The organism is Actinoplanes sp. NPDC049265, from assembly GCF_043197135.1.
Lineage (GTDB): Bacteria > Actinomycetota > Actinomycetes > Mycobacteriales > Micromonosporaceae > Actinoplanes.
Genome location: NZ_JBICSP010000004.1, coordinates 119628 through 144045 on the forward strand (window position 1 = coordinate 119628; position 24418 = coordinate 144045).

Here is a 24418-nt window from a genome sequence, read left to right on the forward strand (position 1 = left end):
CCAATGGACGAACTTGACGCGCGAATCATCGGCGAACTCCAGTCAGATGCGCGGCTCTCCAACCGTGAGCTGGCCCGGCTGATCGGGGTCTCGCCGTCGACCTGCCTCGAACGGGTCCGCTCGCTGACCCGGCGCGGCGTGATCCGGGGCTATCACGCCGACATCGACCCGGTCGCCCTCAACCGGGGCGTGCAGGCGATGATCTCGGTGCAGGTGCGGCCGCTCGACCGGGACGTGATCGACAAGTTCAAGGCCGCCGCGACGCGGATGCCCGAGGTCCTGAACGTCTTCGTGCTGGCCGGCGGGGACGATTTCCTGCTGCACATCGGGGTACCCGACCTCGACGCGATGCACGGCTTCCTGCTCGACCGGCTCAGCAAGCGCCGCGAGGTCACCAACTTCCGCACCTCGGTCATCTTCCAGCAGGTGGCCAACCCGGCGCCGGGGCTGATCGTCAGTCCACGGTGAGCACGATCTTGCCGCGGCGGGATCCGCGCTCGATCGCCGTGTGCGCGTCGGCGGCCTTCGGCAGCGGACAGGAGGCCTCGACCGGGACCCGGAACCGACCCTCGGTGAACAGGCCGGCCGCGGCGTGCAGCCCGTGACCGCCGTCCGGCTCACCGGCCAGCCGGCCCATCGACAGGCGCACGCCGTGCTCGGCGGCGGTGAAGTCGGACAGCGTCAGCACCGCCGCCGGATCGCCGGTCAGCGCGACCAACTCCCGCAGGGACCCGGCGCCGGCGACGTCCAGGGCCCGGTCCACACCGGCGACCCGGTTCGCCAGGCCCGGCCCGTACGTGATCGGTGTCGCACCGAGGCCGGCCAGGAAGCCGTGGTTCTCCGGGCGGGCGGTGCCGAGGACCCGGACGCCACGGGCCACCGCCAGCTGGACGGCCACGCTGCCCACGCCACCGGCGGCGCCGTCGATCAGCAGCGTCGTGCCCGGCGCCGGGTCGAGCCGGTCGAGCGCGCGGGTGGCCGTCTCGACGCTGGTCCCGGCCGCACCGGCCTGCTCCCACGGCATCCCGGCGGGCTTGGGCGCCCACAGCTGGAGCACCGCGAACTCGGCACTGGCGCCGCCGAGCCGCGCGACGTCGACCGAGCCGAAGACCTCGTCGCCCACGGCCACACCGGTCACGCCGGCACCGGCCGCGTCGACGGTCCCGGCCGCGTCCACGCCGGGGATGTGCGGCAGGGCCAGCCGGGCGCTCATCGGCGTGCCACCGGCGCGGAGACCCGCGTCGACCGGTGAGACTCCGGCCGCGCGTACGCGCACCCGGATCTGACCGGGGCCGGGCGCGGGCGTCTCGGCCGTACCCATCTGAAGTACCTCGGGACCGCCGAACCGGTCGAAGAGCACAGCGAACATGCACGCAACCTAGATCGGCCGGCCGCCGACCGGCGCGAAGTGAGAAAGCAGCGCGCGGAATCGCCTCGGAACGGCGTACCCGTCAAGAACGGTTTGTAATCGATTGTTGTAGATCTGTCGATAGGGTTCCCGCGGTCGGCCCCCGATGACCGGGCGGCCGCAGAGAAGGGAGACACACGTGCTCCGCAGAGCCATGACCGTGACGGCGGCCGTCCTCGTCGCCACCCTCGGCCTCCAGACCGGCGCCCAGGCGGCACCGGCGCCCGGCAGCCCCGGCGCGGGCGACGTCTACTACCCGGACTACGGCAACGGTGGGTACGACGTCGAGCACTACGACATCCGGCTGCGCTACTACCCGGACTCGGACCGGCTGACCGGCACCACCACCATTCTGGCCACCGCCACCCAGGACCTGTCCGCCTTCGACCTCGACTTCGTACTGCAGGCCACCTCGGTACGGGTCAACAACCGCCCCGCCACCTACCACCGGCAGGGTGACCACGAGCTCGTCGTCACCCCCGCCCGCACGATCACGCGGGGTTCGCCGATCACCGTCGTGGTCGACTACGACGACGTGCCGTCGAACGTGGTCGCCTCGGGATTCACCTCGTGGAACCGGACCCCGGACGGCGCGCTGGCCGTGAACGAGCCGGAGAGCGCGTGGTGGTGGTACCCGAGCAACGACCACCCGACCGACAAGGCCACCTTCGACGTCTCCGTCCTGGTGCCGGACGGGCTCGAGGCGCTCTCCAACGGCGTGCCGACCCGATGGGCCCAGCCCGTGATCGGCGGCTGGAACCGGTGGTCCTGGCGGCAGGACCGGCCGCAGGCCACGTACCTGGCCTTCCTGGCCGTCGGGGACTTCGACACCTATCAGGACACCTCGGCCGACGGCAGCCCGATCGTCACCGCGTACAACCGGCGCCTCGATCCGGCGACCGCCCAGGCCGCGCGGACCAGCGTCGAGCGCACCGACGAAATCCTGGATTGGGAGGCCGGCCTGTTCGGGCCGTACCCGTTCGGCGCGCGCGGCGGCGTGGTCACCGGCGCCGGCGACCAGGGCTTCGCGCTGGAGAACCAGACCCGGCCGGTGTACGACGGCGGCTCGTTCGCCCGCGGCTCGAACAACTCGCTGATCGTGCACGAGCTGGCCCACCAGTGGTTCGGCGACGCGGTGTCGGTCGGTCAGTGGCGCGACATCTGGCTCAACGAGGGCTTCGCGTCGTACGCGCAGTGGCTGTGGTCGGAGGATCAGGGCGAGGGCACGGCCGCGGAGATCGCCGACTACGTCTACTCCGACGTCCACCCCGCCGACGACCCGTTCTGGCTGGTGCGGCCGGGCGACCCGGGCGCGGACCGGTTGTTCGACGACGCCGTCTACGACCGTGGCGCCCTGACCCTGCACTACCTCCGCGTGCTGGTCGGTGACCGGGACTTCTTCGCGATCCTGAAGGAGTGGGCGGCGTCGCACCGCTACCGCACGGGTACGACGCCGGAGTTCCAGGCGCTGGCCGAGCAGATCTACGGCCACGACCTGGACGCCTTCTTCCAGGCCTGGCTCTACACGCCGGGCCGCCCAGCCCGCGGGGTCACCGCCCTGGGTAACCCCGCGGAACCGAAGTCGTGGCCGAAGATCGTGGCCGCGCACGAGGCGGCGCACCGGCACTGAGGCCCGGCGGTCAGCGCAGCAGCGTGTCCGCGTGGGCGAGCACGTAGCGGCTGACGTCCGAGCCCAGCCGGATGCCGGCGAGGTCGGAGTTGCGGGTGTGGATTCCCGACCACACCCGCGCGTCGACGTTGTCCCGGCTCGGCTGGTGCCAGTCGGCGTAGATGCGGGTCACGCCGGGAGCGGTCGGGCTGCCGATGGTGTACGGCTCCCGGGCGCGCGGCCCGGCCAGAACGGTGAGCACGCCCTCGGCCGCGCCGGCGTACGTGTTGTGCCCGCTCGGATGGGCCGGCGTGTCGTGCACCGGCAGCCAGCCGGCGTCGCCGCCGACCCGGAACGACGGTCACCGGACTGTATCGAGTGTTTCCGCCCGGCGGGCGAGCATCGCGGCCAGGGCGGCGGCGACGGTCAGCAGGACCAGGACGACGATCATGGCGCGACGCAGGCCGTAGTGGTCGCCCAGGAACCCGAGCGCCGGCGGGCCGACCAGGAAGGCTCCGTAGCCGACGGTGGCGACCAGCGAGATCCGGGCGGCCGGACGGTCACCGGAGTCGCCCGCCGCGGACAACGCCACCGGGAAGCCGAGGGCGGCGCCGAGGCCCCAGAGCAGGACCGCGGCGAACGCCACGACCTGGCTGTCGACGAGGACCACGAGCAGGACGCCGACGCCGCCGATGACCGCGCCGGCGGACAACACTTTCTCCCGGCCGTACCGCTCCAGCAGCCCGTTGCCGGTGAACCGGCCCAGTGTCATGGCCGCGGCGAACACCACGAAGACGGCCGAGCCCCAGGCCGGGGCGAAGCCGTGACCGTCGACCATGATCAGCGGCAGCCAGTCACCGGCGGCCCCCTCGGCCAGGGCCATCGCGAGCACGATGGCGCCGATGACCAGCAGGCGGGGATCGCGCCAGAGCCGACCGCTCCCCCGGCTCTCCGGCCCGGCCGCCGGCCCGCGGCCGAGACCGAGGCCGGACGGCAGGTGGCGCACCGCCAGCAGCACCACCGGGAGGCTGACCAGGCCGACCACCAGCAGGTGCCAGGCCGCCGGGAAGGTCACCGCGGTCAGGATCATGCCGCCCGTGGCGCCGACGACTGTGCCCAGGCTGAAGAAGCCGTGCATGGTCGGCAGCACCGGCCGGGCCAGGATCCGTTCGACGTCGGCGCCCTCGATATTGAGGGCGACCTCGTTGGCGCCGATGCCCAGGCCGAAGAGGAGCAGCCCGGCCGCGACCAGCGGGCTGTGCGAGAGCGCGGCGCCCAGGCCGATCAGCGGGGTGCTGAGCGCGGCACCGAGGCTGCCGGCGGTGGTCACCAGCCGGGTGCCGAACCGGGCGACCAGCCTGGCCGAGCTCAGGATGCCGATCATCGAACCGGCCGACAGCCCGAACAGCACCAGGCCCATCTCGGCGGTGGAGGCGCCGAGCTGATCACGGATGTCGGGAGTGCGGGTCACCCAGGACGCGATGTTCAGGCCGGGCAGGAAGAACAACGCGTGGAGCGCGAGGCGGCGGCGGTCGATGGCACTGTCCATGGGCTTCCCCCTCTAGTGCGTACGAACGTACACACTTTGGGGGCGCTCCTAGAATGGATCCGGCGGCGGGAGCGAGGAGGATCACATGGGCGGTACGCGGCGGGTGGCCAACGACCCTCTGCGTAAGGAGCGGATCCTGGACGCCGCCCTGACCGTGATCGCCGGCCGGGGCGTGCACGGGACCACCCATCGGCGCATCGCCGCCGAGGCCGGCGTACCCCTCGGATCTCTGACCTATCACTTCGACGGCCTCGACGGAATCATCGAGCAGGCGTTCCAGCGGCTCGCCGACCTGATGTCCGAGCGGTACGGCCGGGCCCTGACCGAGGCACCCGACCAGGCGGCGGCGTGCGCTGCGGTCACCGACCTGATCTGCGGGGACGAGTACGCGACGCCGCGCGAGCTGACGCTGCTGCACGAGATGTACTCGTACGCCAACCACAACAAGGCCGTCGCCGAGACCTGCCGGCAGTGGCTGGGTCGCAGCCGCACCAGCCTCACCACCCACTTCTCCGAACGGGCGAGCCGGGCCATCGACGCGCTGATCGAGGGCTGGCCCATGCACCAGGCCTGGGAGCACGAGCCGCTCGACCGGGAACTGGTCCGGACGACCATCACCGCGCTCGCGCAACGGCTGTGACCGGCACTCACCGATGTGGAGCCGTGCACCGGGCGCGTAGGCTCCGGGCGTGACCGACGAGAAGACCGAGAAACGCCGCGGTTCCTTCTGGCGCGAGCTCCCGATCCTCGTCGGCGTGGCGATCCTCGTCGCCGTCGTGGTGCGGACGTTCGTGGTGCAGACCTTCTTCATCCCCTCCCCCTCGATGGAGCACACGCTCAACGTCGACGACAAGTTGCTGGTCAACAAACTCGTCTACGACTTCCGCGACCCCGAGCGGGGCGAGATCATCGTCTTCGAGGCGCCGCGCGAGTGGCAGAGCGGCGACGAGGGCGAGGACTTCATCAAGCGCATCATCGGCGTCGGCGGCGACCACGTGCAGTGCTGCGACGCCCAGCAGCGCATCATGGTCAACGGCCACGCCCTCGACGAGCCGTACCTCTACCGGGACGCCGACGGAGTGCCCAACCAGGCCGCGAGCGAGCCCTTCGACATCACCGTCCCCGACCACCGGATCTGGGTGATGGGCGACCACCGCGAGGCGTCGGCCGACTCCCTCGAACACTGGCGGACCGGCCACGACATCCAGGGGGCGACCATCCCGGCCGACTCGGTCGTGGGCCGCGCCTTCACCGTCTTCTGGCCGTTCGACCGGGCGACGTGGCTGTCCGTGCCACCGACGTTCGCCGGCGTACCCGCCCCCTGACCGCAACATCCGGCGATCGCCAGGGCAATCAGGGGCCGGACGGGCGCCGGTCACGTCGTTACGTTCGAGGCATGACAGCGACATGGTTCATCACCGGCACGTCCTCCGGTTTCGGGCGGCTGCTGACCGAGCAGCTGCTCGACCGGGGTGACCGGGTCGCGGCGACCCTGCGCCGGCCGGACGCCCTGGACGACCTCCGCGGCAAGTACGGCGACCGGCTCTGGGTCGCGCGGCTCGACGTCACCGAACCCGGCGAGGCCGGCCGGGTCGTCGACGAGGCGTTCGCGGCGCTCGGCCCCATCGACGTGGTGGTCAACAACGCCGGATACGGCGTCTTCGCCTCGGTCGAGGAGGCGTCCGAGGAGCAGATCCGCCGGGTCGTCGACACCAACCTGCTCGGTTCCATCCACGTCATCCGGGCCGCGCTGCCGCACCTGCGCGCCCAGGGCCGCGGGCGCATCCTGCAGGTGTCCACGGCCGGCGGCCAGACGACCTACCCCAGCTTCGGCTACTACCACGCCTCGAAGTGGGGCATCGAGGGCTTCTGCGAGACGGTGGCCCAGGAGATCGCCCCGTTCGGCATCGGCCTGACGATCGTCGAGCCGGGCGCGACGCCGACCGGTTTCGGGAGCGCCCTCGACACCGCGAAAATCATGCCGGAGTACGAGCGGACTCCGGCCGGCGCGGTCCGGCGGGCCCTCGCCGGTGGTGAGTTCCCGCTGCCGAACGACCCGGCCCGGATCGCCGCCGCGATGATCGACCTGGTCGAGTCGGGGCGCACGCCGCTGCGCCTGCCGTTGGGCTCGGACACCTGGACCGACATCCGCCGGTCGCTGGTGGCCCGGCTGGCCGAGCACGACGCCGCCCGCGAGGTCGCCTACTCCGTGGTCAGCGACCAGTAGGCCCTTTCCCCCGGCCCTTCCCCCGGGATTTTGCGGCCGGGTCTTGGATACCGGGCGGTCAGCCCGCCCGGTAGGACGTCGGGGAGACGCCGGTCGCGCGGCGGAACGCGCGCGCGAAATGCGACGAGTCGGCGAACCCGCACCGCACCGCGATCTCCGACACGCTGGCCGTGCCGGTCCGCAGCAGCCGCCGCGCCCGGTCCAGCCGCAGGCGCAGGTGGAACTGGGCCGGCGTCTCCCCCGTGTGCTGCTTGAACAGGCGCAACAGGTGGAACCGGCTCAGACCGGCCGCGGCCGCCAGCTCGGCCAGGGACACCGCGGTGTGCGCCTTGGCGTGCAGCAGGTCGATCACCCGGGCGACACGGGCGTCGTCGCGGAGCGCCGGGGCCGGCTCGGGCGCCGTCCCGTGGCCGGTCAGCAGGTGCACGGCGATGAACTCGGCGGCCGTCGCGGCGTACTGGTCGGTGACCCCGGCCCGGGCGGCACCGTGCAGGCGGGTCAGCAGCGAGCGCAGGACGTCGTCGTCGAAGCCGAGCGCGTCCGGAGGGCGTACGGCGTCCGCGGCGCCCCACACCTCCTCGGCCACCCGGGTCATCGTCCGGTCGGGGATGAGCAGCCGGATCTGGGTGATCCGCCGGTCACCGGCCGGAGCGCTCCAGCGCAGGTGGCTGGCGGTGTGCGGGGCGGTGGTGGACAGCGACCCGGGCCCGACCAGGCCCTCGGCCCAGCCGTGCCGGCGCCGGCTGGCCACCGCCCGGGTGCCGGCCACCTGCAGGTCGATCAGCTGCGCGCCGACACCCGGCAACTCGACCCGCTCGGCCACCCCGGCGATCGACAGCACCTGCAGGTCGATCGAGTGCCAGCCGGCGGCACGGCTGTCGAAGACCGCCCGAGCCACCCGCCGGTGATCAGCTCCCAGGTCGACCGTCACCGCTCATTTGTAGCTCGCGGAGCGGCTGGGGCTCCCACCCGGGCGCCCCGACAACCTATGGTCTTGGCCATGGCATCGATCGACGATCTTGTCGCCCGCTATCTGTCACCGGCGGCCGAGCCACACTGCGAGAACTCGACAGTCGAGTTCGTCGTCGACGGGCGCGTTTGGATGCGACGGATGCGCGACCTGCTGACGTCGCTCGGGCCGGGCGACGCCGCGTACATCTGCGGTCTGCAGTTGGAACCGGACATGGATCTGACCGGGAAACGGCCCGGCGAGCCCGGCTACCAGGCGCTCGGCGACCTGCTGGCCGGGCTGGCCGCCGACGGCGTGGACGTACGGTTGATCCTGGCCGGTGCGGTGGTCAGCAGCAGCATCACGCGGCCGACGATCGGGCCGTTCCACCAGAACGTCAGCTCGGCCCACCGGCTGCGGCGCTGGCGCCGGGACGGCGACCGGCGGACCGATCCGCCGCCCCTGGCCGACCGGGTGCTGCTCGACTGGTCCGGCTCCGGCGTCGGCTCCAACCACCAGAAGATCACCCTGGTCCGGCGGGGCACCGAGCTCACCGCCGCGGTGGGCGGCATCGACTACGCCGCCAGCCGGGTCGACGAGACCCCGCACCGGCGGCTGGCCGTACGCGGCGGCCGGTGGGGCTGGCACGACGCGGGAACGATCATCCGCGGGCCGGCCACCACCGACGTCTGGCGGGCGATGCGGATGCGCTGGATCGGCGCGGTGAACCTGCCCCGGCGGCGGTATCTGTGGCCGTCGGTGAAGGGCCTGCCCGTACTCAACCCGGCGGGCCTGCCGGCCGAGATCGCCCCGCCCCCGCCGCAGGTCGCGCAGCCGGCGCCCGGCTCGGCGTGCCAGGTGCTGCGGTCGGTCGGGCCCTGGTACATCGACTCGCTGCTGCCGTGGGAACGCCGGCACTACAGCGACGTGTCCCCGGACGGCCTGCACGAGATCTACCTGACCCTGGTCCAGGCGCTCGGTGCCGCGGAACGCTACATCTACATCGAGGACCAGTACTTCCGCGAGTATCCGGGCGGCGACCACCGCTTCGAGCTGTACCCGTACCTGCGGGCGGCGGCGGCCCGCGGGGTGAAGGTGATCCTGGTCGGCTCGGGCACCCGCGACCCGGCCGAGTCGGCGCCCCTGATCAACGGCACGGTCAACGCCGACCTGCAGAAGAAGGTCATCGACCCGCTGCCGCAACGGCTGCGCCGCAACATCGGGCTGTGGCGGGTGGAGCACCTGACCGTGCACGCCAAGGTGGTCATCGTCGACGACCGGTTCGCCGCAGTCGGCTCGGCCAACTTCTTCAGCCGGTCCATGGCCGGCGTCGACACCGAGCTGACCACGGCCGTGGTCACCACCGGCAACGACGTGCGGGACTTGCGGGTACGGCTGTGGGCCGAGCATCTGCGTACGCCGATCAGCGACGAGCTGCGGCCGTACCTGCAAGATCTGGACCTGGCGATCGGCATGTTCCGGGCAGAGTGGCTGCCGCCGCTGGAGCCGGCCGGGTCGTGGCGGACGCCCGGGCTGCCGACCGGGTTCGACCCGCTGGAGTCGGTGCTCACCCTGGTCGGGCCGCCCTGACCGGCACCGGTCATCCGGCGCCGCCGGACCGGGCCGGTCAGACTGGGACGCCGCGGCCGGACAGCAGCTTGAGCACCGCCGCCGAGGGCTTTCGGACCTGGCTCGGGTCGGGCGGGACCTGCTTCCGCACGACGCCGTAGTCCTGCACCTTGACCGACCAGGTGCCGGCGTTCTCCGGCATGGTCAGGTCGATGCCGGCGATGCGGTCCTTGGCGTCGAGCGTGGCCCGGAACGGCACCGCGCTGAGATCCCCGACCGGCAGGTGCTTCTTGGCCAGGCTGCCGAGCATCGTGGGATCGTCGTTCAGCCCGGTCGCGTCGAGCGTGCCGGTGATGATCAGCGACGTGCCCGCGGCGGTACGCACCCGGCCGAGCAGCCGCTTGACCCCGGTCGCGTCCGTGTCGGTGAGGTCGATTCCGGCCACTGTGGACGGCGCGCCGGCCGGCGGCGTCCAATACTCGCCCTTTGGGGAAGTCGCGCAGCTCCTCGAGGTCGCGCACCTGCTTCTTGACCTTCGGATCGAGATCACCGCGGGATCGTAGGGGTGGACGTCGGCGCCCTCATCCGTACCTGGTCGCCGGGACATCGAAGACTCCGTTGGTGAGGCGGAGCGGCAATCTGGGCATAGTGCGTCGGTGACCCAACTACGTACCTCGCCGCCACCGCTGAACGCGGAAGAGCTCAACGTCTGGATGCTGCACTCCGGCTCACAACTCCGGGAACTGCGGGCCGGCCTGATCAAGACGTTGAACGAGCACACCGTGGTGCCGGCCGAGAAGCTCGACGACATCCCGGAACGGATGGTGCTGGTCGCCACCGAACTCGCGACCAACGCCATCCGGCACGGGCTGCCGCCGACCACGGTCCGGCTGCTGCGTACCAGGGAGGAATTCGTCCTGGACGTCGCCGACCACGACCTGACCTCCTTTCCGGAGCTGGCCGAGACGCGGCCGATCAACGCCGGGGGTCGCGGGCTGCGGCTGGCCCAGGCCTTCGCGCTCGAGGTCGGCTGGTACGCCACCGAGGAGGCCAAACACATCTGGGCCGCTTTCCCGATCGAAGCCGAGCCCCACCACTGAGCCCCGGCGCTGAGCCCCGTCGCTGAGTCCGCGCTTGGTCGCCATGTAATTCGCCAGGTGCGCGGTGACCCAGACAGCCCTCCGATTTGCTGTAGCAACTTGCTATGGCGAACCTGCTACGGCAATCGGTGTTCGCGAGGCCGGCGGGGCATCAGGCGGTCAGGCGATCTTGCGGCGGTAGGCCGCCATGGCGAAGGCGTAGGCGACGATCAGGATGCCCACGCACCAGGCGAGGGCGATCCAGATGTCGTTGCCGACCGGCTGCCGCTCGAACAGGGACCGGATAGCGTCGACGATGGCGGTCACCGGCTGGTTCTCGGCGAACGCGCGGACCGGGCCGGGCATCGACGCGGTCGGCACGAAGGCCGAGCTGACGAACGGCAGGAAGATGAGCGGGTAGGAGAAGGCGGACGCGCCGTCGACGGTCGAGGCGGTCAGCCCGGGGATCACCGCCAGCCAGGTCAGGGCCAGCGTGAACAACGTGAGGATGCCGGCCACGGCCAGCCACGAGAGCACACCGGCGGACGAGCGGAAACCCATCACGACACCGGCCAGCATGATGACGACCACCGAGATGCCGTTCGACACCAGCGACGTCAGCACGTGACCCCACAGCACCGCCGACCGGGCGATCGGCATCGAGTGGAAGCGTTCGAAGATGCCGCTCTTCAGATCCATGAACAGACGGAAGGCGGTGTACGCGATGCCGCTGGCGATCGCGATCAGCAGGATGCCGGGCATCAGGTAGTTGGTGTAGTTGTCGGAGCCGGTCTGGATGGCCCCGCCGAAGACGTACCGGAACAGCAGCAGGAACGCGATCGGCATGATCGTGACCGTGATGATGGTGTCCATGCTCCGGGTCACGTGCTTCACCGAACGGCCGAGCATGACCTTGACGTCGTTCATCGTTGCCCCACAATCGCCAGGAAGATCTCTTCGAGGGTCGGCTGCCGTTCCACGTATTCCACCGTGGCCGGCGGAAGCAGTTCTCTGAGCTCGGCCAGAGTGCCGGAAACGATGATCGTGCCGTCGTGCAGAATGGCGATCCGGTCGGCGAGTTTCTCGGCCTCGTCCAGGTATTGGGTGGTGAGCAGAATCGTCGTGCCGCTGTGCGCGAGCTTCTGGATGACCTGCCACACCTCGATGCGCCCCTCCGGGTCCAGTCCCGTGGTCGGCTCGTCGAGGAAGATGACCGGCGGGTCGCCGATCAGGCTCATCGCGATGTCGAGGCGGCGGCGCATGCCACCGGAGTAGGTGGCCACCCGACGACCCGCGGCCTCGGCCAGACCGAAGCGTCCGAGCAGCTCGTCGGCGACCCGGCCGGGGTTGTCGACCCTCCGCAACCGACCGATCATGACCATGTTCTCGCGGCCGGTGAGGATCTCGTCGACCGCCGCGAACTGCCCGGTGAGGCTGATCGACCCACGCACCTGGGCCGCGTCGGCGCGCACGTCGAAACCGTTCACCTCCGCCGCGCCCTCGTCCGGCGGAAGCAGCGTGGAAAGTATTCGAATGATCGTGGTCTTGCCGGCGCCGTTCGACCCGAGCAGCGCGAAAATGCTGCCCCGCGCCACCTCGAATTCGACCCCCGTGAGCACCGGCACGTTCTTGTAGGACTTTCGCAACCCGCTGACCCGGATCGCCGTGGCGTGCTTTTCCATGTTTCGATTCTCCCTGTCCTGCTGCCGTTGCGACACCACTATGGCACCATCATGGCACCACTGCAAGGGCATAGCGGTGCCATGTGGCGTCACGGTGATTTTTCGAGGTACGCCGCAGGCGGGCCCGGCGGCGCGAAAGCTCAGTGGTAGCCCAGGCGGCATCCGCCGGCCCGATGGCGCGGTGGGCTACCACTGTTGAGACACCGTCCGCGGAGCGCTGCTACCTGCAGGACGATGCCGGCGTAAACACAATGCGGTGTCAGCGGCGCGGTGGGGCTACTCGCAGAAGACGCGGACCTTGGCGTCGGGCTGGTCGACCTCTACGGTGACCTCGTCGAGGTGCTCCACCAGTGCCTCGAGCTGCTCGGGCTTGATCTGGGTCAGGTCGAACGGAACGCCGGAGCGGCTCAACTCGGCGTTGGCGGCACCCAGCGCCTGCGGCGGGATCAGGGCGGCGAGCTGGACGCCGGCCCGCAGCAGCTGGAGCGGCACCCGCACGTTGACCCGGCCTTCCTCGCCGTTCTCAAGTGACTTCACCTCCACCCGCAGATATTTGACCTTGCCCTTCGGCCGGGCCTCGACGCCGGTCGCCGGGGGCGGGCCCGGTTCGAGCGCGGCGATGAGCTGGTCGGCCTCGTCGGCGGTGATCTTGCCTTCGGCGAGCATCTCGAGGATGTCCTTGCGTGGTTCGCCCATCGGAATCTCTCCTGTCTGACGGCGACTGCCCAACGGCAACCGCCTGGCGGCGACCATTTGGCGGCAACCACCTGGCGGCAACCGCCTGGCGGCGACTGTCTGGTGGCAACCGCCTGGCGGCGACTGTCTGGTGGCAACCGCCTGGCGGCGACTGTCTGATGGCAACCGCCTGGCGGCGACTGCCTGGTGGGATTTCTGGTGATGGCGACGAGCACGGCCACTCGGCCCTGTTCGCCGCTGAATGCGGGTGCCGCGGAGCGCGGCTATCTGATGGCCACGAGCACGGCCGTGCGGCCCTGCTCGACGTCGATCCGGGTGCCGGGGAGCGCGCACGCCACCCGCCACCCCGTGACCGCGGCCCGCAGCACGTTGACGCGATAGATGGCGCAGGCCACGACCGCTGCCAGGGCGGCCAGGAGCACGAGCGGCAGGAACAGCAGGACGAGCGGGAGGACCGGCAGCCAGATGCGGATCGGGCGGCCGTCGGGGTGCTTGACGCGCACGGTCAGCAGCTGCGGGATCATGACCGGCCCTCCAGCTCGGCCACCGCCTGCTGCGCGGTGATCTCGCCCCGGCGCAGCCGATCGATCACCTCGGACTGCGAGGGTGCCGGATCGACGTCGACGAAGTCGAGGACCTCGGCGATCCGGTTGAGCCGCGACTTGATCGTCGGATAGCTCACCCCGAAGATCCGTTCCATCTGCTTGATCGACCCGTGGCAGCGCACGAACGCCGTCACGAACACCTGATCTTCGACGTTGAGCTGGGCCAGCTGGGGAAGCTCGAACCGCCCCTCGATGGCGACCCCGGTGTCGGCCAGACGCACCCGCTCGACGGCGAAGGGCCGGCCCCGTGTGAGGTTCGTGAGTTCCTGCCAGTCCATGGCACCGTCGGTCATATTTAAAGTTCTACGCGTACCAACCTTGATTTTCAAGAACTCGATCTTGATTTTCTTAATTTGGCGCGATGGGCAGGTCAGGTCGCCGGGAGGCGGACGGTGACCACGGCGCCGCCGAGGGGCGGGCCGTTGCGCAGATCGGCCGAGCCGGAGTGGGCCGCGGCGACGGCTCGGACGATGGACAGGCCCAGGCCGGCGCCGGTGGGGGCGGTACGCGAGGCGTCGCCGCGGACGAAGCGTTCGAAGGCGGAGTCGATCAGGCCGGACGGAAAGCCGGGGCCATTGTCGGCCCACTCGACAGTGGCCGACTCCTGCGCGGCGGCGACCGTGACGCGGACCTCGGTGGCGCCCGCGGCGGCACTGTTGGCGGCCAGGTTGGCCAGCACCTGGCGCAGGCGGCCGGCGTCGGCCTCGGTGATCACGGGCTCGCCGCGTACCTCGAAGGACAGGCCGTTGATCGGGGCCAGCGTGCGCACCTCGGCGCGGGCCAGGTCGGCCAGGTCGACCGGCTCGCGGTACACCGCCAGCGACCCGGCGCGTTCCCGGGCCAGCAGGAGCAGGTCCTCGGCCAGGCGGTTCAACCGGGCCACCTGACTTTGCGCGGCGAGCAGCGACTGCCGCACCTCGGCCGGGTCGTCGATCGCGGTCAGCGCCAGGTCGATCTCGCCCCGCAGAACCGCGATGGGGGTACGCAGCTCATGGCTGGCGTCGTCGACGAACGCGCGCTCCCGGGCGAACGCCACCGCCAGCCGGGACAGCATCGCGTCGAGGGTGGCGGCGAGCCGGGCGATCTCGTCGTCGCCGGGCACCGGGGGCAGACGGCGGCCCGGATCGACTGTCGAGATGGCCGCCGCCTCGCTGGTCAGCATGTCGACCGGGCGCAGCGCGGCCCGCAGCAGCCGATGGCCGATGGCGATCAGGATGGCGATCAGCAGCGGCGTGGCCACGGCCAGCACGATCAGCTGGCGGCTGCCGGCCCGGTCGATCGCGTCCAGGGGCTGCCCGACGGTCAGGATCTGGCCTCCGCCGACCGGGTGGGACCGCAACCGGACCGGCGTGGGTGCGTCGCCGGGGCGCAGGGTCACTCTCGCGTCGGTGACCTTGGTCCGGTGCACGGCCCGGACCTCGGCCGGGCTGAGCAGGCGCCGGCCGGCCAGCGCGGCCGAACTCTGCACGGGCGTGCCGTCGGCCGCGAAGAGCTGGGCCATCGGGTCGCCGCGGACGGCCGTCAGGTCGTGGGCCCGGACGCTGGCGGCCAGGTCGGCGCTGCGGCCGGCCAGGTCGGCGTTCACCGCGCCGTCGAGCTGGCGGTGCAGGGCGGCGTAGAGCAGGGTCAGCGAGACCAGCAGCACCACCGAGGTGCCGACGCCGAAGACCAGGGTCAGGCGGGCACGCAGGGAACGAGGCAGAGCCGGCACCCTCACGATCCTCTCATGATGGATCGGCCACCATGGCCGGCATGAGCACCAGCTGGGACGTGCATCCGGGGGTACGCACCGGTGGCCGGTTGCGCCCGGGTGAGCGTGCCGCCGACCGGGCCGGCCGGGTGCTGGGGTCAGGCTCCCACCTGGCCGCCGTGACCTCGGTGGCGCTCCTGGTGGCGGTGACGGTGCTGGTGCGCGACGGCCGGGCGCCGGCGGTGGCCGATCTGGTCGCCGCTCTGTGCGTACTCATTGTGGTCGAGCTGGCCGCCGTCCTGCTGGCCGCGCGCCGCGCCGAACGCATCGCCGCCGAGCTCGCGTTGTTCCACCTGGACCAGTCCCGCCGGGCCGGCGCGGTGGCCGAGGAGCTGCGGGCCGAGTTGCAGCTGCTGCGGGCCGACCTGGCCCGGGTCGTGGCGGCCACCGACATCAACGCGCGCCCTAGGCTGAAACGGTGAGGGTGCTGGTCGTCGAGGATGATCCGGCCATGGCGGCGATGCTCGAGCGCGGACTGCGGCGGGCCGGGTACGCCGTCGACACGGTCGCCACCGGCGCGGACGCGATCTGGGCGATCACCGAGACCGGCTTCGACGTCGTCGTGCTGGACGCGATGATCCCGCCGCCGGACGGGTTCGAGGTGTGCCGGCGGATCCGCGCCGAGGGCCGCTGGGCGCCGGTGCTGATGCTGACCGCCCGGGACGGCGTCAACGACCGGGTCCGCGGGCTCGACGCGGGCGCCGACGACTATCTCACCAAGCCCTTCGCGTTCGACGAGCTGCTGGCCCGGGTCCGGGCGCTGACCCGCCGCGAACCGGCCCAGCGCCCGGCCGAGCTGACCGCCGGCGACCTGGTCCTGGACCCGGCGGCCCGGACCGTGCACCGGGGCGGCACCCGGATCCCGTTGTCGGCCAAGGAGTTCGCGCTGCTGCACGAGCTGATGCGCCGGGCCGGCGAGACGCTGAGCCGCTCGTACCTGATCGAGCACGTCTGGGACTTCGCCTACGACGGCGGGTCGAACGTGGTCGACGTGTACGTGAAGTATCTACGGGACAAGGTCGACCGCCCGTTCGGCCGGGACACCATCCGCACCATCCGCGGGGCCGGCTATCGGCTCGATCCGGACGCCTGACCACAGTTCCGCCGACAGCGCCGCCACCGCGATCCGGGGCAGGTCGCGGGCCACCGGGAAGCACAGGTAGCGGGGCTGCCAGCGCGGCTGGTACTTGGCGTTGGCCCGGTACAGCGACTCGATCTGCCACAGCCGGGAGGCGGACCGGAGGGTCCGGGCCAGCACGCGCACACCGGGGCCGGCACCGAGCTCCTCGGCCCGGGCGAACACCGAGCGGAGCACGGCGAAGTTCAACGACAGGCGGCGTACGCCCAGCTCCCGCGCGGCGTCCACGGCCCCGGTGACCATCAGCTCGGTGAGCCCGTTGCCGGCCGTGCGGTCGCCGCGCATCAGGTCCAGCGACAGCCCGTCGCTCCCCCACGGCACGAACTGCAGCACGCCGCGGATCCGGTCGTCGCCGTCGCGGGCGATCACCATCACGCAGTCGCCGTCGCGGGGGTCGCCCAGCCGGGACAGCGCCATCGAGAAGCCGCGCTCGACCGAGCCGTCGCGGAACTGGTCGGCGGCGTGGCGTACCCCGGCCAGCACCGCGGGCGCCAGGTCGCGTTGCCGGGCCGCCTCGACCCGGTAGCCGGCCCGCCGCGCCCGGTTGACCGCCTGCCGTACGCCCCGCATCGCCCGCCCGTCGAGCGCGAACGCGTCCGTGTCGAGGACGGCCTCGTCGCCCAGCTCGATCACATCCAGACCCCGTTTCCGGTACGCCCGCCCGGCCGCGTTCCCGCAGCCCAGCACGGCCGGGGTCCAGCCGTAGGCCCGGCAGTCGGCCAGCCACGCCCCGATCGCCTCGGGCCACGCCGACTCCGGCCCGATCGGGTCGCCGGCGGCCAGGCTGACCCCGTTGATCACCCGGTACGCGATCACCGCGGCCCCGGACGGCGCCCAGATCAGCGACTTGTCCTCGCGCAGCGCGAAGTAGCCCAGCGAGTCCTCGTCGTGCTCGAGCAACGCCCGGAGCCGCCGGTCGGCGACCGCGGTCCGCCCCGGCCGTCGTGACCCCGGCCGCAGCAGGAGCACGACGGCCGCCGCGGCCGCCATCAACCCGAACGCGCCGGTGGTCAGGCTGACCGCCTCGCCGCCGATCGGGTAGGCGAAGTGGACCGGGCCGTCCACCCCGATCAGGCCGAGCGCCGCGTGCTCGGCCCAGGCGCCGATCCCGGGCGATCCGATCAGGCGGTTCTGCCGGATGGCGATCTCCACGAACCCGAGCAGGAACCCGGCCCAGCCGAAGCCGAGCAGCGCACCCAGCGCGCGCCAGCGGCTACGCCGGTCGGCGCGGGCGTGGAACCGGTGGCGGGTGGCGATCAGCGTGCTCAGCAGGGCCAGCGAGACGACGGCGGCCCCCAGGTCGAGCCCCTTCGCGAGGTGCAGGACCACCCCGGCGGCGGCCACGCCCACCGCCACCTGCCAGGCCCGGTGCTTGCCGCGCCGCAGGCCCGCGCCCAGATAGATGAGCAGCACGCCGGCGACCGCGATGGCGGCGCGAGCGGAGACGATCCCGGCCGTGGGCAGGAACTCGGCCAGCGCCTCGACCCGCCACCGGTGCGGCGGGACCAGCACCGAGAGCAGGTCGAAGAGGCCGGCCAGCTGGGTCATCCGGGAGATCGCGGCCTGTGACAGCGGCGGCCGGGACCGCCAGCTCGGTGCGAGGTCGGGTTCGGACACGTCCCGGACGGTAGGAGCGGGTCGATGAGAGAACGATGAAATTCGTTCTCATGGGTGTCTCATCAACAGGTTGGCACGCTCGCCGGCATGGCTCTGACGGGTACGCCGCTGATCCTGCTCGCGGCGGCCGGCACGGTGGCGGTGCTCGCCGCGACGGTCCTGTTGTGGTCGCGCGGCGGCCGCCTGAGATATCCGCTACGCCCGCTCGGCATCCTCCTCACCGAGGCGTTGTTGCTGGTCACGGCCGGCCTGGTGGCGAATCGGCACGAGCAGTTCTATCCGTCCTGGGCAGCGTTGGCGGCGTCGGCCGATCCCCCGCCCACCGTCACCCGGCCGGCTGCCGGCGGCTGGGACGGCTGGCTCGTGGCCCGCGGTCCCGGTCCGTTCGCCTGGCCCGATCCGGCCTGGCCGGCCCGGCGTCTGGGCCGGGCGCCGCAGGTGGTGCCGCCAGACGGCTACCTGACCCATCCGTCGCTGCGCTACCCGGTGATCGTGGTGCTCGGCCCCCCGCCCGCGCGGCCACCGGCGGCCCGGGACTCGGTCGTCGTCTATCTGCCCGCGACCGGTCCGGAGGCGGTCGACGCGGTCGCCACCGCCCTGCCGCACGACCTGCGGGTCAGCGGGCACGGCTGGGCGCTGGTCGCGCCGGCGGCGAGCGCCGCCCTGGCCGAGCGCGTGCTCACCGCCGCTCCGGGCCGGTTCGTCGCGGTGGCCGAGGTCGGCCGTGGACCCGCGTGCCGCGTGGCCGCCGGCATCGCCACCAGCCGCCGCCGGTTCACCGCCCGGGAGGCGCTGGCCTGGGCGGCCGGGCAGACGCCGGCGCCGCTGGCCATGACCAGTCCGCCGGTCCACCGGCTGCCGGCCCACCACGCGAAGGGACGTCGTGGTGCCGCCTGACAGCCTCGCCCTCGAGATCGTGGTCGCGGCGGTCGCCGTCACGGCACCGGTCGGCGCCGGGCTCGTCCGTACTCGTCTGGTTCGCGCCCTGGCCCTGGCCCTCTGCCTCCTGTCCGCCGCCGCAACCGCCCTGGTCTGGCTGAACCGGCAGGTGGACGCCTACCCGACGTGGGCCACGCTGACCGGCTCGTCGGCCGAGGCGGCGCCGGTGACGGCCACGACCACCCCGGGCGGCGGCCGGATCCTCGACCTCACCGTGCCCGGCCACGCCAGCGGGCTCACCCTGCCGATGTACGCCTACCTGCCACCGGGCTACGACACCGCGACCCGCACCAGCTATCCGGTCGTCGAAGCGCTGCACGGCTACCCGGCGTCCCCGCTGCAGTGGCTGAAACGGCTGCACGTGGCCAAGACCCTGGACACCGAGATCACGGCCGGGCGGATGGCGCCGACCATCGTGCTGTTCCCGTGGCAGACCACCCGCACCAGCCTGGACACCGAATGCACCAACCTCAGCGGCGGTCCGCAGGCCGAGACCTTCCTGACCGTCGACGTGCCGGCCTTCGCCAAGACCCGTCTGCGGGTACGCACGACTCCCGGCAGCTGGGGCCTGATCGGCTACTCGGCCGGCGGCTACTGCGCCACCGACCTGCTGCTCCGCCACCCGGGGCAGTACCGGGCGGCGGCCGGCCTGTCCAGTTACGCCACCCCGGGCATCAAGGTCGGCGACGGCTCCGAACGCACCACGTACAACGACTGCTGGCGGCTCACCCACCTGCCCGTACCCGCCGTCGCGCTCTATCTCGCCTCCTCCCCCGCCGACCGGAACTCGTCCCGGGACACCGCGGCCCTGGCCCGGCTGGCCCGCGCGCCCATGACGGTGACCACGACACGGATGGCCGGCGGCGGCCACAACCTGGCAACCTGGGAGGCGATGGAAGCACCCGCCTTCGACTGGCTCTCCACCTGGCTGAGCCGTCCGGAACGCTGACGTGCGCCGCCGCGGGCCGGCCCTGATGCTGGCGACGGCGCTGCTCGGCGCCTGTGCCCCGCCGCCCGCGACCGCGGTCCCGGCGGCCGTCGTGGTCACCCTGGGCGACTCGGTCCCGGCCGGCAACGCCTGCGGCTGCCGCCCCTTTCCCGACCTGTACGCGCGGCACCTCGGCGCCCGCTCCGTCAACCTGGCCGCCGGCGGGGCCACCACCACCGACGTGGCCCGGCTGCTGGACACCCCGACGGCCCAGTCGGCCGTGCGACAGGCCTCGACCGTCCTGATCATGGTCGGGGCCAACGACGCCGCGCAGGCCTTCCCGGGCGGCGCCCCGGCCGCCTACCGGACCATCGCCGGCGACGTGCAGTCCCAGGTCACCGCCATGGTGCGGCGGCTGCACGACCTCGACGGCGGCCAGGTGCGGGTGCTCGTCCTGGGCTACTGGAACGTCGTCGAGGACGGCGCCGTCGCCCGCACCGACTACGACGCGGCCGAGACCGCCGAGGCCACCGAGGCCACCACCGTGCTCAACGAGCACCTGGCCGCGGCCGCCCGCGCGTCCTGGGCGACCTACGTGTCCACCCGCGCCGCGCTCAAGGGGGCGGACGGCTCGGCCGACCCGACCGGGCTGCTGGCCGCCGACGGCGACCACCCGAACGCCCAGGGCCACGCCGCGATCGCCGCCGCCCTGCCGGGGTAGATAAATTCCGGAAGTCCCGGCGCGGTGTGTCGGAACCGGTCCGTGGTCTTCGTAGAAAGGTCAGAGTCCGCCCACGACCGCAGGAGACGAATCCCATGGCGCACTACCTGATGTCCGTGCTCGACACCCGGCCGCCCACCCCCGGCGACGACGAGGAGATGGCGGCCATCGACGCGTACAACGACCAGCTCCGGGCCGACGGCCACTGGGTCTTCGCCGGCGGGCTGGCCGGGCCCGACACCGCCACCGTGGTCGACAACCGCGGCGGCGAACCGGTGCTCACCGACGGGCCCTACCTGGAGTCCAAGGAGTTCATCGCCGGCTTCTGGGTGATCCAGGCGCCCGACCTGGACGTGGCGCTGCGGCTGTGCGCGCAGGGGTCGAAGGCGTGCAACCGCCGGCTCGAGCTCCGGCCGTTCGGCGGGGTGGCGTGACCGCTGCCGACGACGTGATCGTCCGGGTCCACCGTGCGGAGTGGGCCCGGCTGGTGGCGACGCTGGCCCGGCGCTACGGCGACCTCGACATCGCCGAGGAGATGGCGGCCGAGGCGTTCGCCACCGCCGTCGAACGGTGGCCGGCCGACGGCGTACCCCCGAATCCGGCCGCCTGGCTCACCACCACCGCCAACCGCAAGGCCATCGACCGGCTCCGGCGCGAGGCCAAGCGCGCGGAGAAGCAACGGGAGGCGATGATGACGCCGGACGACGACCCGGAGCCGGTCGGCGCGATCACCGACGACCGGCTGCGGCTGATCTTCACCTGCTGCCACCCCGCGCTGGCCATGGAGACCCGGGTGGCGCTGACCCTGCGGATGGTCGGCGGGCTGACCGTGGCCGAGATCGCCCGCGCCTTCCTGGTGCAGGAACCGGCGATGGGCCGGCGGATCACCCGGGCCAAGGACAAGATCAAGGCGGCCCGGATCCCGTACCGCGTGCCCGCGCACGAGGACCTCCCCGGCCGGATCACCGGGGTGCTGGCCGTCCTCTACCTGATCTTCAACGAGGGCTACCTGACCTCGGACCCCGGCCGGGAGGCGGTCCGCGCCGACCTGACCGCCGAGGCGATCCGGCTGACCCGGCTGGTCCGCGAACTGATGCCGGCCGACGGCGAGGTGGCCGGGCTGCTGGCCCTGATGCTGCTGACCGAGGCCCGGCGGACCGCCCGGCTGTCGGCCACCGGCGAGCTGATCACCCTGGGCGACCAGGACCGCGGCGCCTGGGACCGGACCCTGATCGCCGAGGGCCACGCCCTGGTCCGCGCCCGGCTGGCCGCCGGCGAGGCGCCCGGCCGCTATCAGATCCTGGCCGCGATCAACGCCGTGCACACCGACGCCGCCGACGTCCGGCAGACCGGGTGGGCGCAGATCGTCGCCCTCTACGACCAGCTCGCCACCCTCGACCCGTCACCGATCGTGCGGCTCAACCGGGCCATCGCCGTCGGCGAACGGGACGGGCCGGCGGCGGCCCTGGCCCTGATCGACGACCTTCCGCTGACCGGCTACCGGCATTTCCACGCCACCCGGGCCGAGCTGTTGCGCCGGCTCGGCCGCGACGACGAGGCCGGTGCGGCGTACGACCGGGCCATCGCCCTGGCTGGAAACAGCGCCGAGACCGCATACCTCACCCAGCGCCGCGACCAGCTGCGGTGACAGTCGCTCCGTACTGGAACAGGCGGCCGGTCTCGTGAACGCTCATCGTGATCCCGGCCGCGGCGGCCGCGCCGGTGAGCTCACCGGCGGTGAAGAAGTTCTTCACGATGGTCGCGGTGTCGCCGCTGTTCAACCGCCGCGTCATGGTCTGCCCGGCCACCCCGGCGACGTGCGGTGAGGTCACCGCCCGGGGCAGGTCGTCGACGAAGAACACCGCCCCACCCGGCCGCAGCCACGAGCCGACCCGGGCGAAGAACGACGCCAGCCGCTCGCGCGGCACGTGCGAGATCCAGAAGGCGAAGACCACGCTGTCGAACCGCTCGGCCGAGTCCCAGGTGAACAGGTCGGCGATCTCGGTCCGCACATGCGGCTGACCGGCGGCCGGGTTGTGCGCGAGCATCTCGACCGAGCCGTCGACCAGGGTCAGCCGGGTGGCCCGGGGCGCGAGGTGGACGCTCCAGTTGCCGGTGCCCGGGGCCAGCTCGAGCACGTCGTCACCCAGATCGAGGGCGGCCAGCGCGTCGAGGGCGACCCCGGACTCGTGGAACCAGACCGCGTTCTCGGACTCGCCCTGGTCGAAGGCCCCACGCCGGAGCCACCAGTCGTTGTACTCGCCGGCCCGGCGCGAGTAGTAGGAGAGCTGCTCGGCCAGCTGCTCGTCGGAAACCCGCTCGTGGGATGTCATCGCGCGTCAAACTACGCGCGACGCAGGACCGTCAGGGTCGCCGGGTCGATCGGCTCGATCAGGGTGAAGCGGAGGTCGGCCGGGACGCCGGCCGCGAAGAGCCGGTCGCCCTCGCCGGTGACCAGCGGGAACGTGATCAGCCGGTACTCGTCGACCAGGTCGGCGGCGGCCAGGGCGTGGACCAGGCTCAGGCTGCCGATCACCACGATGTCGCGCCGGGTGCGTTCCTCGGTGACCCAGGCGATCGGGTCGCCGTCGATCGCCGCCGAGTTCGACCAGGCCGCCGCGTCGATGCCGGTGCGGGTGGCGACCCGCTTGGGCACGGTGTTCATCAGTTTGGCGTAATCGGTGTCCCGGGCCGGCCAGCGCTCGGCGAAGTGCTCCCACGTACGCCGGCCGTAGAGCTGCACGCCCTGTTCCATCCGCGCGCCGAGGCGGAACTTGTCGTCGCTGACCGGGCCCGTCCCGTAGCGGAAGGCCCAGCCGCCGTAGCCGGTGCCGAGGCTTCCGTCGGGGTCGGAGACCACGCCGTCGAGGGTGCTGAACTGAATGACGATGACGTCGCCCATGGTGTTCTCCTTCGGGTCGGAAAGGCGGTCACCACCACATACCGGCAGTACGGCCGGAACTCATCGGCGTACGCTCGCCCGCGTGTCCGAGGATCTCCACCAGCGGCACGAGGCGTACCGCGGCGACCTGCTGGCGCACTGCTACCGGATGCTCGGCTCGCTCGACGAGGCCGAAGACCTGGTGCAGGAGACGATGCTGCGGGCCTGGCGGGCGGCCGACCAGTACGACCACCGGCGCGCCTCCGTGCGTACCTGGCTGCATCGCATCGCCACCAACGCCTGCCTGACCGCGCTCGAGGGCCGGGCCCGGCGGCCGTTGCCGAGCGGGCTGGGCGCGGCCGGCGACGACCCGGACGCCCCGCTGACCCCGAGCCTCGACATCCCCTGGCTGCAGCCGTTCCCGGACGACCGGCTGGGCGACCCGGCCGACGCCGCCCAGCAGCGCGCCGGCCTGCGGCTGGCCCTGGTCGCGGCGCTGCAGCTGCTGCCCGCCCGGCAGCGGGCGGCGCTGGTGCTGCGCGAGGTGCTCCGGCTGCCGGCCGCCGAGGTGGCGCAGATCCTGGACAGCAGCGTCGCGTCGGTGAACAGCAGCCTGCAACGGGCCCGGGCCACGCTGCGGTCGGCCGGACCGGTGCTGGAGGAGCTGAGCGAACCCGCCGACCCGGGCGAACGCGCGGTGGTCGAGCGGTACGCGGCGGCGTTCGAGGCCGGCGACGTGCCCGGGCTGACCCGGCTGCTGGCCGACGACGTCGTGCTGGAGATGCCGCCGGTGCCGCTGTGGCTGGCCGGGGCGGACCACTACCGGGCGTTCATGGAGCGCGTGTTCGCGATGCGCGGCACAAACTGGCGGCTACGCCCGGTGCGTGCCAACGGCAGCCCGGCGCTGGCCGCACACGTCGACGGCCGGCCGCATTCGCTGCAGGTCTTCACGGTGGCGGGCGGGCTGATCCGCGCCAACGTCACGTTCGCCGACCCGGACGTACTGTCCCGATTCGGCTGACTGTCAGCTTCTTGCCAGCGAAGGGCGTCTTCCCTCCCGAAAGGACATAT

29 protein-coding genes are annotated in these 24418 nt (G+C 72.3%); 15 read left to right on the top strand and 14 right to left on the bottom strand.

The window, feature by feature from the left end; genetic code table 11:
- Window positions 1–3: 3 nt before the first annotated feature.
- Entirely contained in the window at window positions 4–468 is a 465-nt protein-coding gene (locus ACGFIO_RS12685; protein WP_392825725.1) for an Lrp/AsnC family transcriptional regulator, read from the top strand.
- On the opposite strand, the gene ACGFIO_RS12690 is transcribed toward ACGFIO_RS12685, so the two are convergent.
- Window positions 455–1369, bottom strand: coding sequence for an NADP-dependent oxidoreductase (locus tag ACGFIO_RS12690; RefSeq protein ID WP_392825728.1), 915 nt, complete (start codon window positions 1367–1369; stop codon window positions 455–457). The two genes, ACGFIO_RS12685 and ACGFIO_RS12690, sit on opposite strands and share 14 nt — an antisense overlap.
- 178 nt (window positions 1370–1547) lie before the next feature.
- On the opposite strand from ACGFIO_RS12690, the gene ACGFIO_RS12695 reads away from it, so the two are divergent.
- The gene (locus ACGFIO_RS12695) at window positions 1548–3038 is read left to right on the top strand and encodes a M1 family metallopeptidase (RefSeq protein ID WP_392825729.1); all 1491 of its coding nucleotides are present in this window, start codon (window positions 1548–1550) and stop codon (window positions 3036–3038) included.
- A gap of 10 nt (window positions 3039–3048) precedes the next feature.
- On the opposite strand, the gene ACGFIO_RS12700 is transcribed toward ACGFIO_RS12695, so the two are convergent.
- Together ACGFIO_RS12700 and ACGFIO_RS12705 are read right to left on the bottom strand one after the other, a co-directional pair.
- Window positions 3049–3339 carry a hypothetical protein gene (locus tag ACGFIO_RS12700; RefSeq protein WP_392825730.1) on the bottom strand — a complete coding sequence of 97 codons (291 nt, stop codon included), beginning with the start codon at window positions 3337–3339 and terminating at the stop codon, window positions 3049–3051.
- A 39-nt stretch (window positions 3340–3378) separates the two neighbouring features.
- Window positions 3379–4566, bottom strand: coding sequence for an MFS transporter (locus ACGFIO_RS12705; protein ID WP_392825733.1), 1188 nt, complete (start codon window positions 4564–4566; stop codon window positions 3379–3381).
- An 85-nt stretch (window positions 4567–4651) separates the two neighbouring features.
- Between ACGFIO_RS12705 and ACGFIO_RS12710 the strand changes: the two genes are divergently transcribed.
- From ACGFIO_RS12710 to ACGFIO_RS12720, 3 genes are all read left to right on the top strand, one after another.
- Window positions 4652–5206: a TetR/AcrR family transcriptional regulator gene (locus ACGFIO_RS12710; protein WP_392825735.1), complete on the top strand. Its 555-nt coding sequence runs from the start codon at window positions 4652–4654 to the stop codon at window positions 5204–5206.
- Between the two features lie 49 nt (window positions 5207–5255).
- Complete coding sequence (gene lepB / locus ACGFIO_RS12715; RefSeq protein ID WP_392825737.1) at window positions 5256–5891, top strand: signal peptidase I; 636 nt, start codon at window positions 5256–5258, stop codon at window positions 5889–5891.
- Between the two features lie 71 nt (window positions 5892–5962).
- Window positions 5963–6793 (top strand): SDR family oxidoreductase, encoded by an 831-nt coding sequence (locus tag ACGFIO_RS12720; RefSeq protein ID WP_392825739.1) that lies wholly within the window; start codon window positions 5963–5965, stop codon window positions 6791–6793.
- A 58-nt stretch (window positions 6794–6851) separates the two neighbouring features.
- Here the strand turns inward: ACGFIO_RS12720 and ACGFIO_RS12725 are convergent, their stop codons facing one another.
- Window positions 6852–7724, bottom strand: coding sequence for a helix-turn-helix transcriptional regulator (locus ACGFIO_RS12725; RefSeq protein ID WP_392825742.1), 873 nt, complete (start codon window positions 7722–7724; stop codon window positions 6852–6854).
- A 69-nt stretch (window positions 7725–7793) separates the two neighbouring features.
- Between ACGFIO_RS12725 and ACGFIO_RS12730 the strand changes: the two genes are divergently transcribed.
- Window positions 7794–9332, top strand: coding sequence for a phospholipase D-like domain-containing protein (locus ACGFIO_RS12730; protein ID WP_392825743.1), 1539 nt, complete (start codon window positions 7794–7796; stop codon window positions 9330–9332).
- 37 nt (window positions 9333–9369) lie between these two features.
- Here the strand turns inward: ACGFIO_RS12730 and ACGFIO_RS12735 are convergent, their stop codons facing one another.
- Window positions 9370–9756 carry a hypothetical protein gene (locus ACGFIO_RS12735; RefSeq protein ID WP_392825746.1) on the bottom strand — a complete coding sequence of 129 codons (387 nt, stop codon included), beginning with the start codon at window positions 9754–9756 and terminating at the stop codon, window positions 9370–9372.
- A gap of 211 nt (window positions 9757–9967) precedes the next feature.
- Between ACGFIO_RS12735 and ACGFIO_RS12740 the strand changes: the two genes are divergently transcribed.
- Window positions 9968–10411 carry an ATP-binding protein gene (locus ACGFIO_RS12740; protein WP_392825748.1) on the top strand — a complete coding sequence of 148 codons (444 nt, stop codon included), beginning with the start codon at window positions 9968–9970 and terminating at the stop codon, window positions 10409–10411.
- A 159-nt stretch (window positions 10412–10570) separates the two neighbouring features.
- Here ACGFIO_RS12740 and ACGFIO_RS12745 read toward each other — a convergent pair whose 3' ends face one another.
- From ACGFIO_RS12745 to ACGFIO_RS12770, 6 genes are all read right to left on the bottom strand, one after another.
- Window positions 10571–11317, bottom strand: coding sequence for an ABC transporter permease (locus tag ACGFIO_RS12745; protein ID WP_392825750.1), 747 nt, complete (start codon window positions 11315–11317; stop codon window positions 10571–10573).
- Window positions 11314–12072 carry an ABC transporter ATP-binding protein gene (locus ACGFIO_RS12750; RefSeq protein ID WP_392825752.1) on the bottom strand — a complete coding sequence of 253 codons (759 nt, stop codon included), beginning with the start codon at window positions 12070–12072 and terminating at the stop codon, window positions 11314–11316. Before ACGFIO_RS12750 ends, ACGFIO_RS12745 begins: the two co-directional genes overlap by 4 nt.
- A gap of 276 nt (window positions 12073–12348) precedes the next feature.
- Complete coding sequence (locus ACGFIO_RS12755) at window positions 12349–12768, bottom strand: hypothetical protein (protein WP_392825754.1); 420 nt, start codon at window positions 12766–12768, stop codon at window positions 12349–12351.
- Between the two features lie 263 nt (window positions 12769–13031).
- Window positions 13032–13292: a hypothetical protein gene (locus tag ACGFIO_RS12760; protein ID WP_392825756.1), complete on the bottom strand. Its 261-nt coding sequence runs from the start codon at window positions 13290–13292 to the stop codon at window positions 13032–13034.
- Window positions 13289–13666, bottom strand: a complete 378-nt coding sequence (locus ACGFIO_RS12765; RefSeq protein WP_392825759.1) for a DUF2089 domain-containing protein — start codon at window positions 13664–13666, stop codon at window positions 13289–13291. Before ACGFIO_RS12765 ends, ACGFIO_RS12760 begins: the two co-directional genes overlap by 4 nt.
- A 77-nt stretch (window positions 13667–13743) precedes the next feature.
- Window positions 13744–15084 (bottom strand): sensor histidine kinase, encoded by a 1341-nt coding sequence (locus ACGFIO_RS12770; protein WP_392825762.1) that lies wholly within the window; start codon window positions 15082–15084, stop codon window positions 13744–13746.
- Window positions 15085–15125: 41 nt separating this feature from the next.
- On the opposite strand from ACGFIO_RS12770, the gene ACGFIO_RS12775 reads away from it, so the two are divergent.
- A complete protein-coding gene (locus tag ACGFIO_RS12775) occupies window positions 15126–15545 on the top strand; it encodes a hypothetical protein (RefSeq protein WP_392825763.1) in 420 nt (139 codons plus the stop codon).
- On the top strand, window positions 15542–16216 hold the full coding sequence (locus tag ACGFIO_RS12780) for a response regulator transcription factor (RefSeq protein ID WP_392825765.1): 675 nt from the start codon (window positions 15542–15544) through the stop codon (window positions 16214–16216). The genes ACGFIO_RS12775 and ACGFIO_RS12780 overlap by 4 nt, the downstream gene beginning before the upstream one ends.
- On the opposite strand, the gene ACGFIO_RS12785 is transcribed toward ACGFIO_RS12780, so the two are convergent.
- Window positions 16130–17878 (bottom strand): phosphatidylglycerol lysyltransferase domain-containing protein, encoded by a 1749-nt coding sequence (locus tag ACGFIO_RS12785; RefSeq protein ID WP_392825767.1) that lies wholly within the window; start codon window positions 17876–17878, stop codon window positions 16130–16132. The two genes, ACGFIO_RS12780 and ACGFIO_RS12785, sit on opposite strands and share 87 nt — an antisense overlap.
- 87 nt (window positions 17879–17965) lie before the next feature.
- On the opposite strand from ACGFIO_RS12785, the gene ACGFIO_RS12790 reads away from it, so the two are divergent.
- The 5 genes from ACGFIO_RS12790 to ACGFIO_RS12810 all read left to right on the top strand — a co-directional run bounded on the left by ACGFIO_RS12790 (window position 17966) and on the right by ACGFIO_RS12810 (window position 22114).
- Window positions 17966–18775, top strand: coding sequence for a hypothetical protein (locus ACGFIO_RS12790; protein WP_392825769.1), 810 nt, complete (start codon window positions 17966–17968; stop codon window positions 18773–18775).
- Window positions 18765–19766: an alpha/beta hydrolase gene (locus ACGFIO_RS12795; protein WP_392825771.1), complete on the top strand. Its 1002-nt coding sequence runs from the start codon at window positions 18765–18767 to the stop codon at window positions 19764–19766. Before ACGFIO_RS12790 ends, ACGFIO_RS12795 begins: the two co-directional genes overlap by 11 nt.
- A 1-nt stretch (window position 19767) precedes the next feature.
- A complete protein-coding gene (locus ACGFIO_RS12800; protein ID WP_392825774.1) occupies window positions 19768–20466 on the top strand; it encodes an SGNH/GDSL hydrolase family protein in 699 nt (232 codons plus the stop codon).
- Between the two features lie 95 nt (window positions 20467–20561).
- Entirely contained in the window at window positions 20562–20900 is a 339-nt protein-coding gene (locus ACGFIO_RS12805; RefSeq protein WP_392825776.1) for a YciI family protein, read from the top strand.
- On the top strand, window positions 20897–22114 hold the full coding sequence (locus tag ACGFIO_RS12810) for an RNA polymerase sigma factor (protein ID WP_392825778.1): 1218 nt from the start codon (window positions 20897–20899) through the stop codon (window positions 22112–22114). Before ACGFIO_RS12805 ends, ACGFIO_RS12810 begins: the two co-directional genes overlap by 4 nt.
- Here ACGFIO_RS12810 and ACGFIO_RS12815 read toward each other — a convergent pair.
- Window positions 22086–22799: a class I SAM-dependent methyltransferase gene (locus ACGFIO_RS12815; RefSeq protein WP_392825780.1), complete on the bottom strand. Its 714-nt coding sequence runs from the start codon at window positions 22797–22799 to the stop codon at window positions 22086–22088. The genes ACGFIO_RS12810 and ACGFIO_RS12815 overlap by 29 nt on opposite strands.
- A gap of 11 nt (window positions 22800–22810) precedes the next feature.
- On the bottom strand, window positions 22811–23368 hold the full coding sequence (locus ACGFIO_RS12820) for a dihydrofolate reductase family protein (protein ID WP_392825782.1): 558 nt from the start codon (window positions 23366–23368) through the stop codon (window positions 22811–22813).
- Here ACGFIO_RS12820 and ACGFIO_RS12825 point away from each other — a divergent pair.
- A complete protein-coding gene (locus ACGFIO_RS12825; protein WP_392826412.1) occupies window positions 23367–24368 on the top strand; it encodes an RNA polymerase subunit sigma-70 in 1002 nt (333 codons plus the stop codon). The two genes, ACGFIO_RS12820 and ACGFIO_RS12825, sit on opposite strands and share 2 nt — an antisense overlap.
- The last annotated feature ends 50 nt before the right edge of the window (window positions 24369–24418 follow it).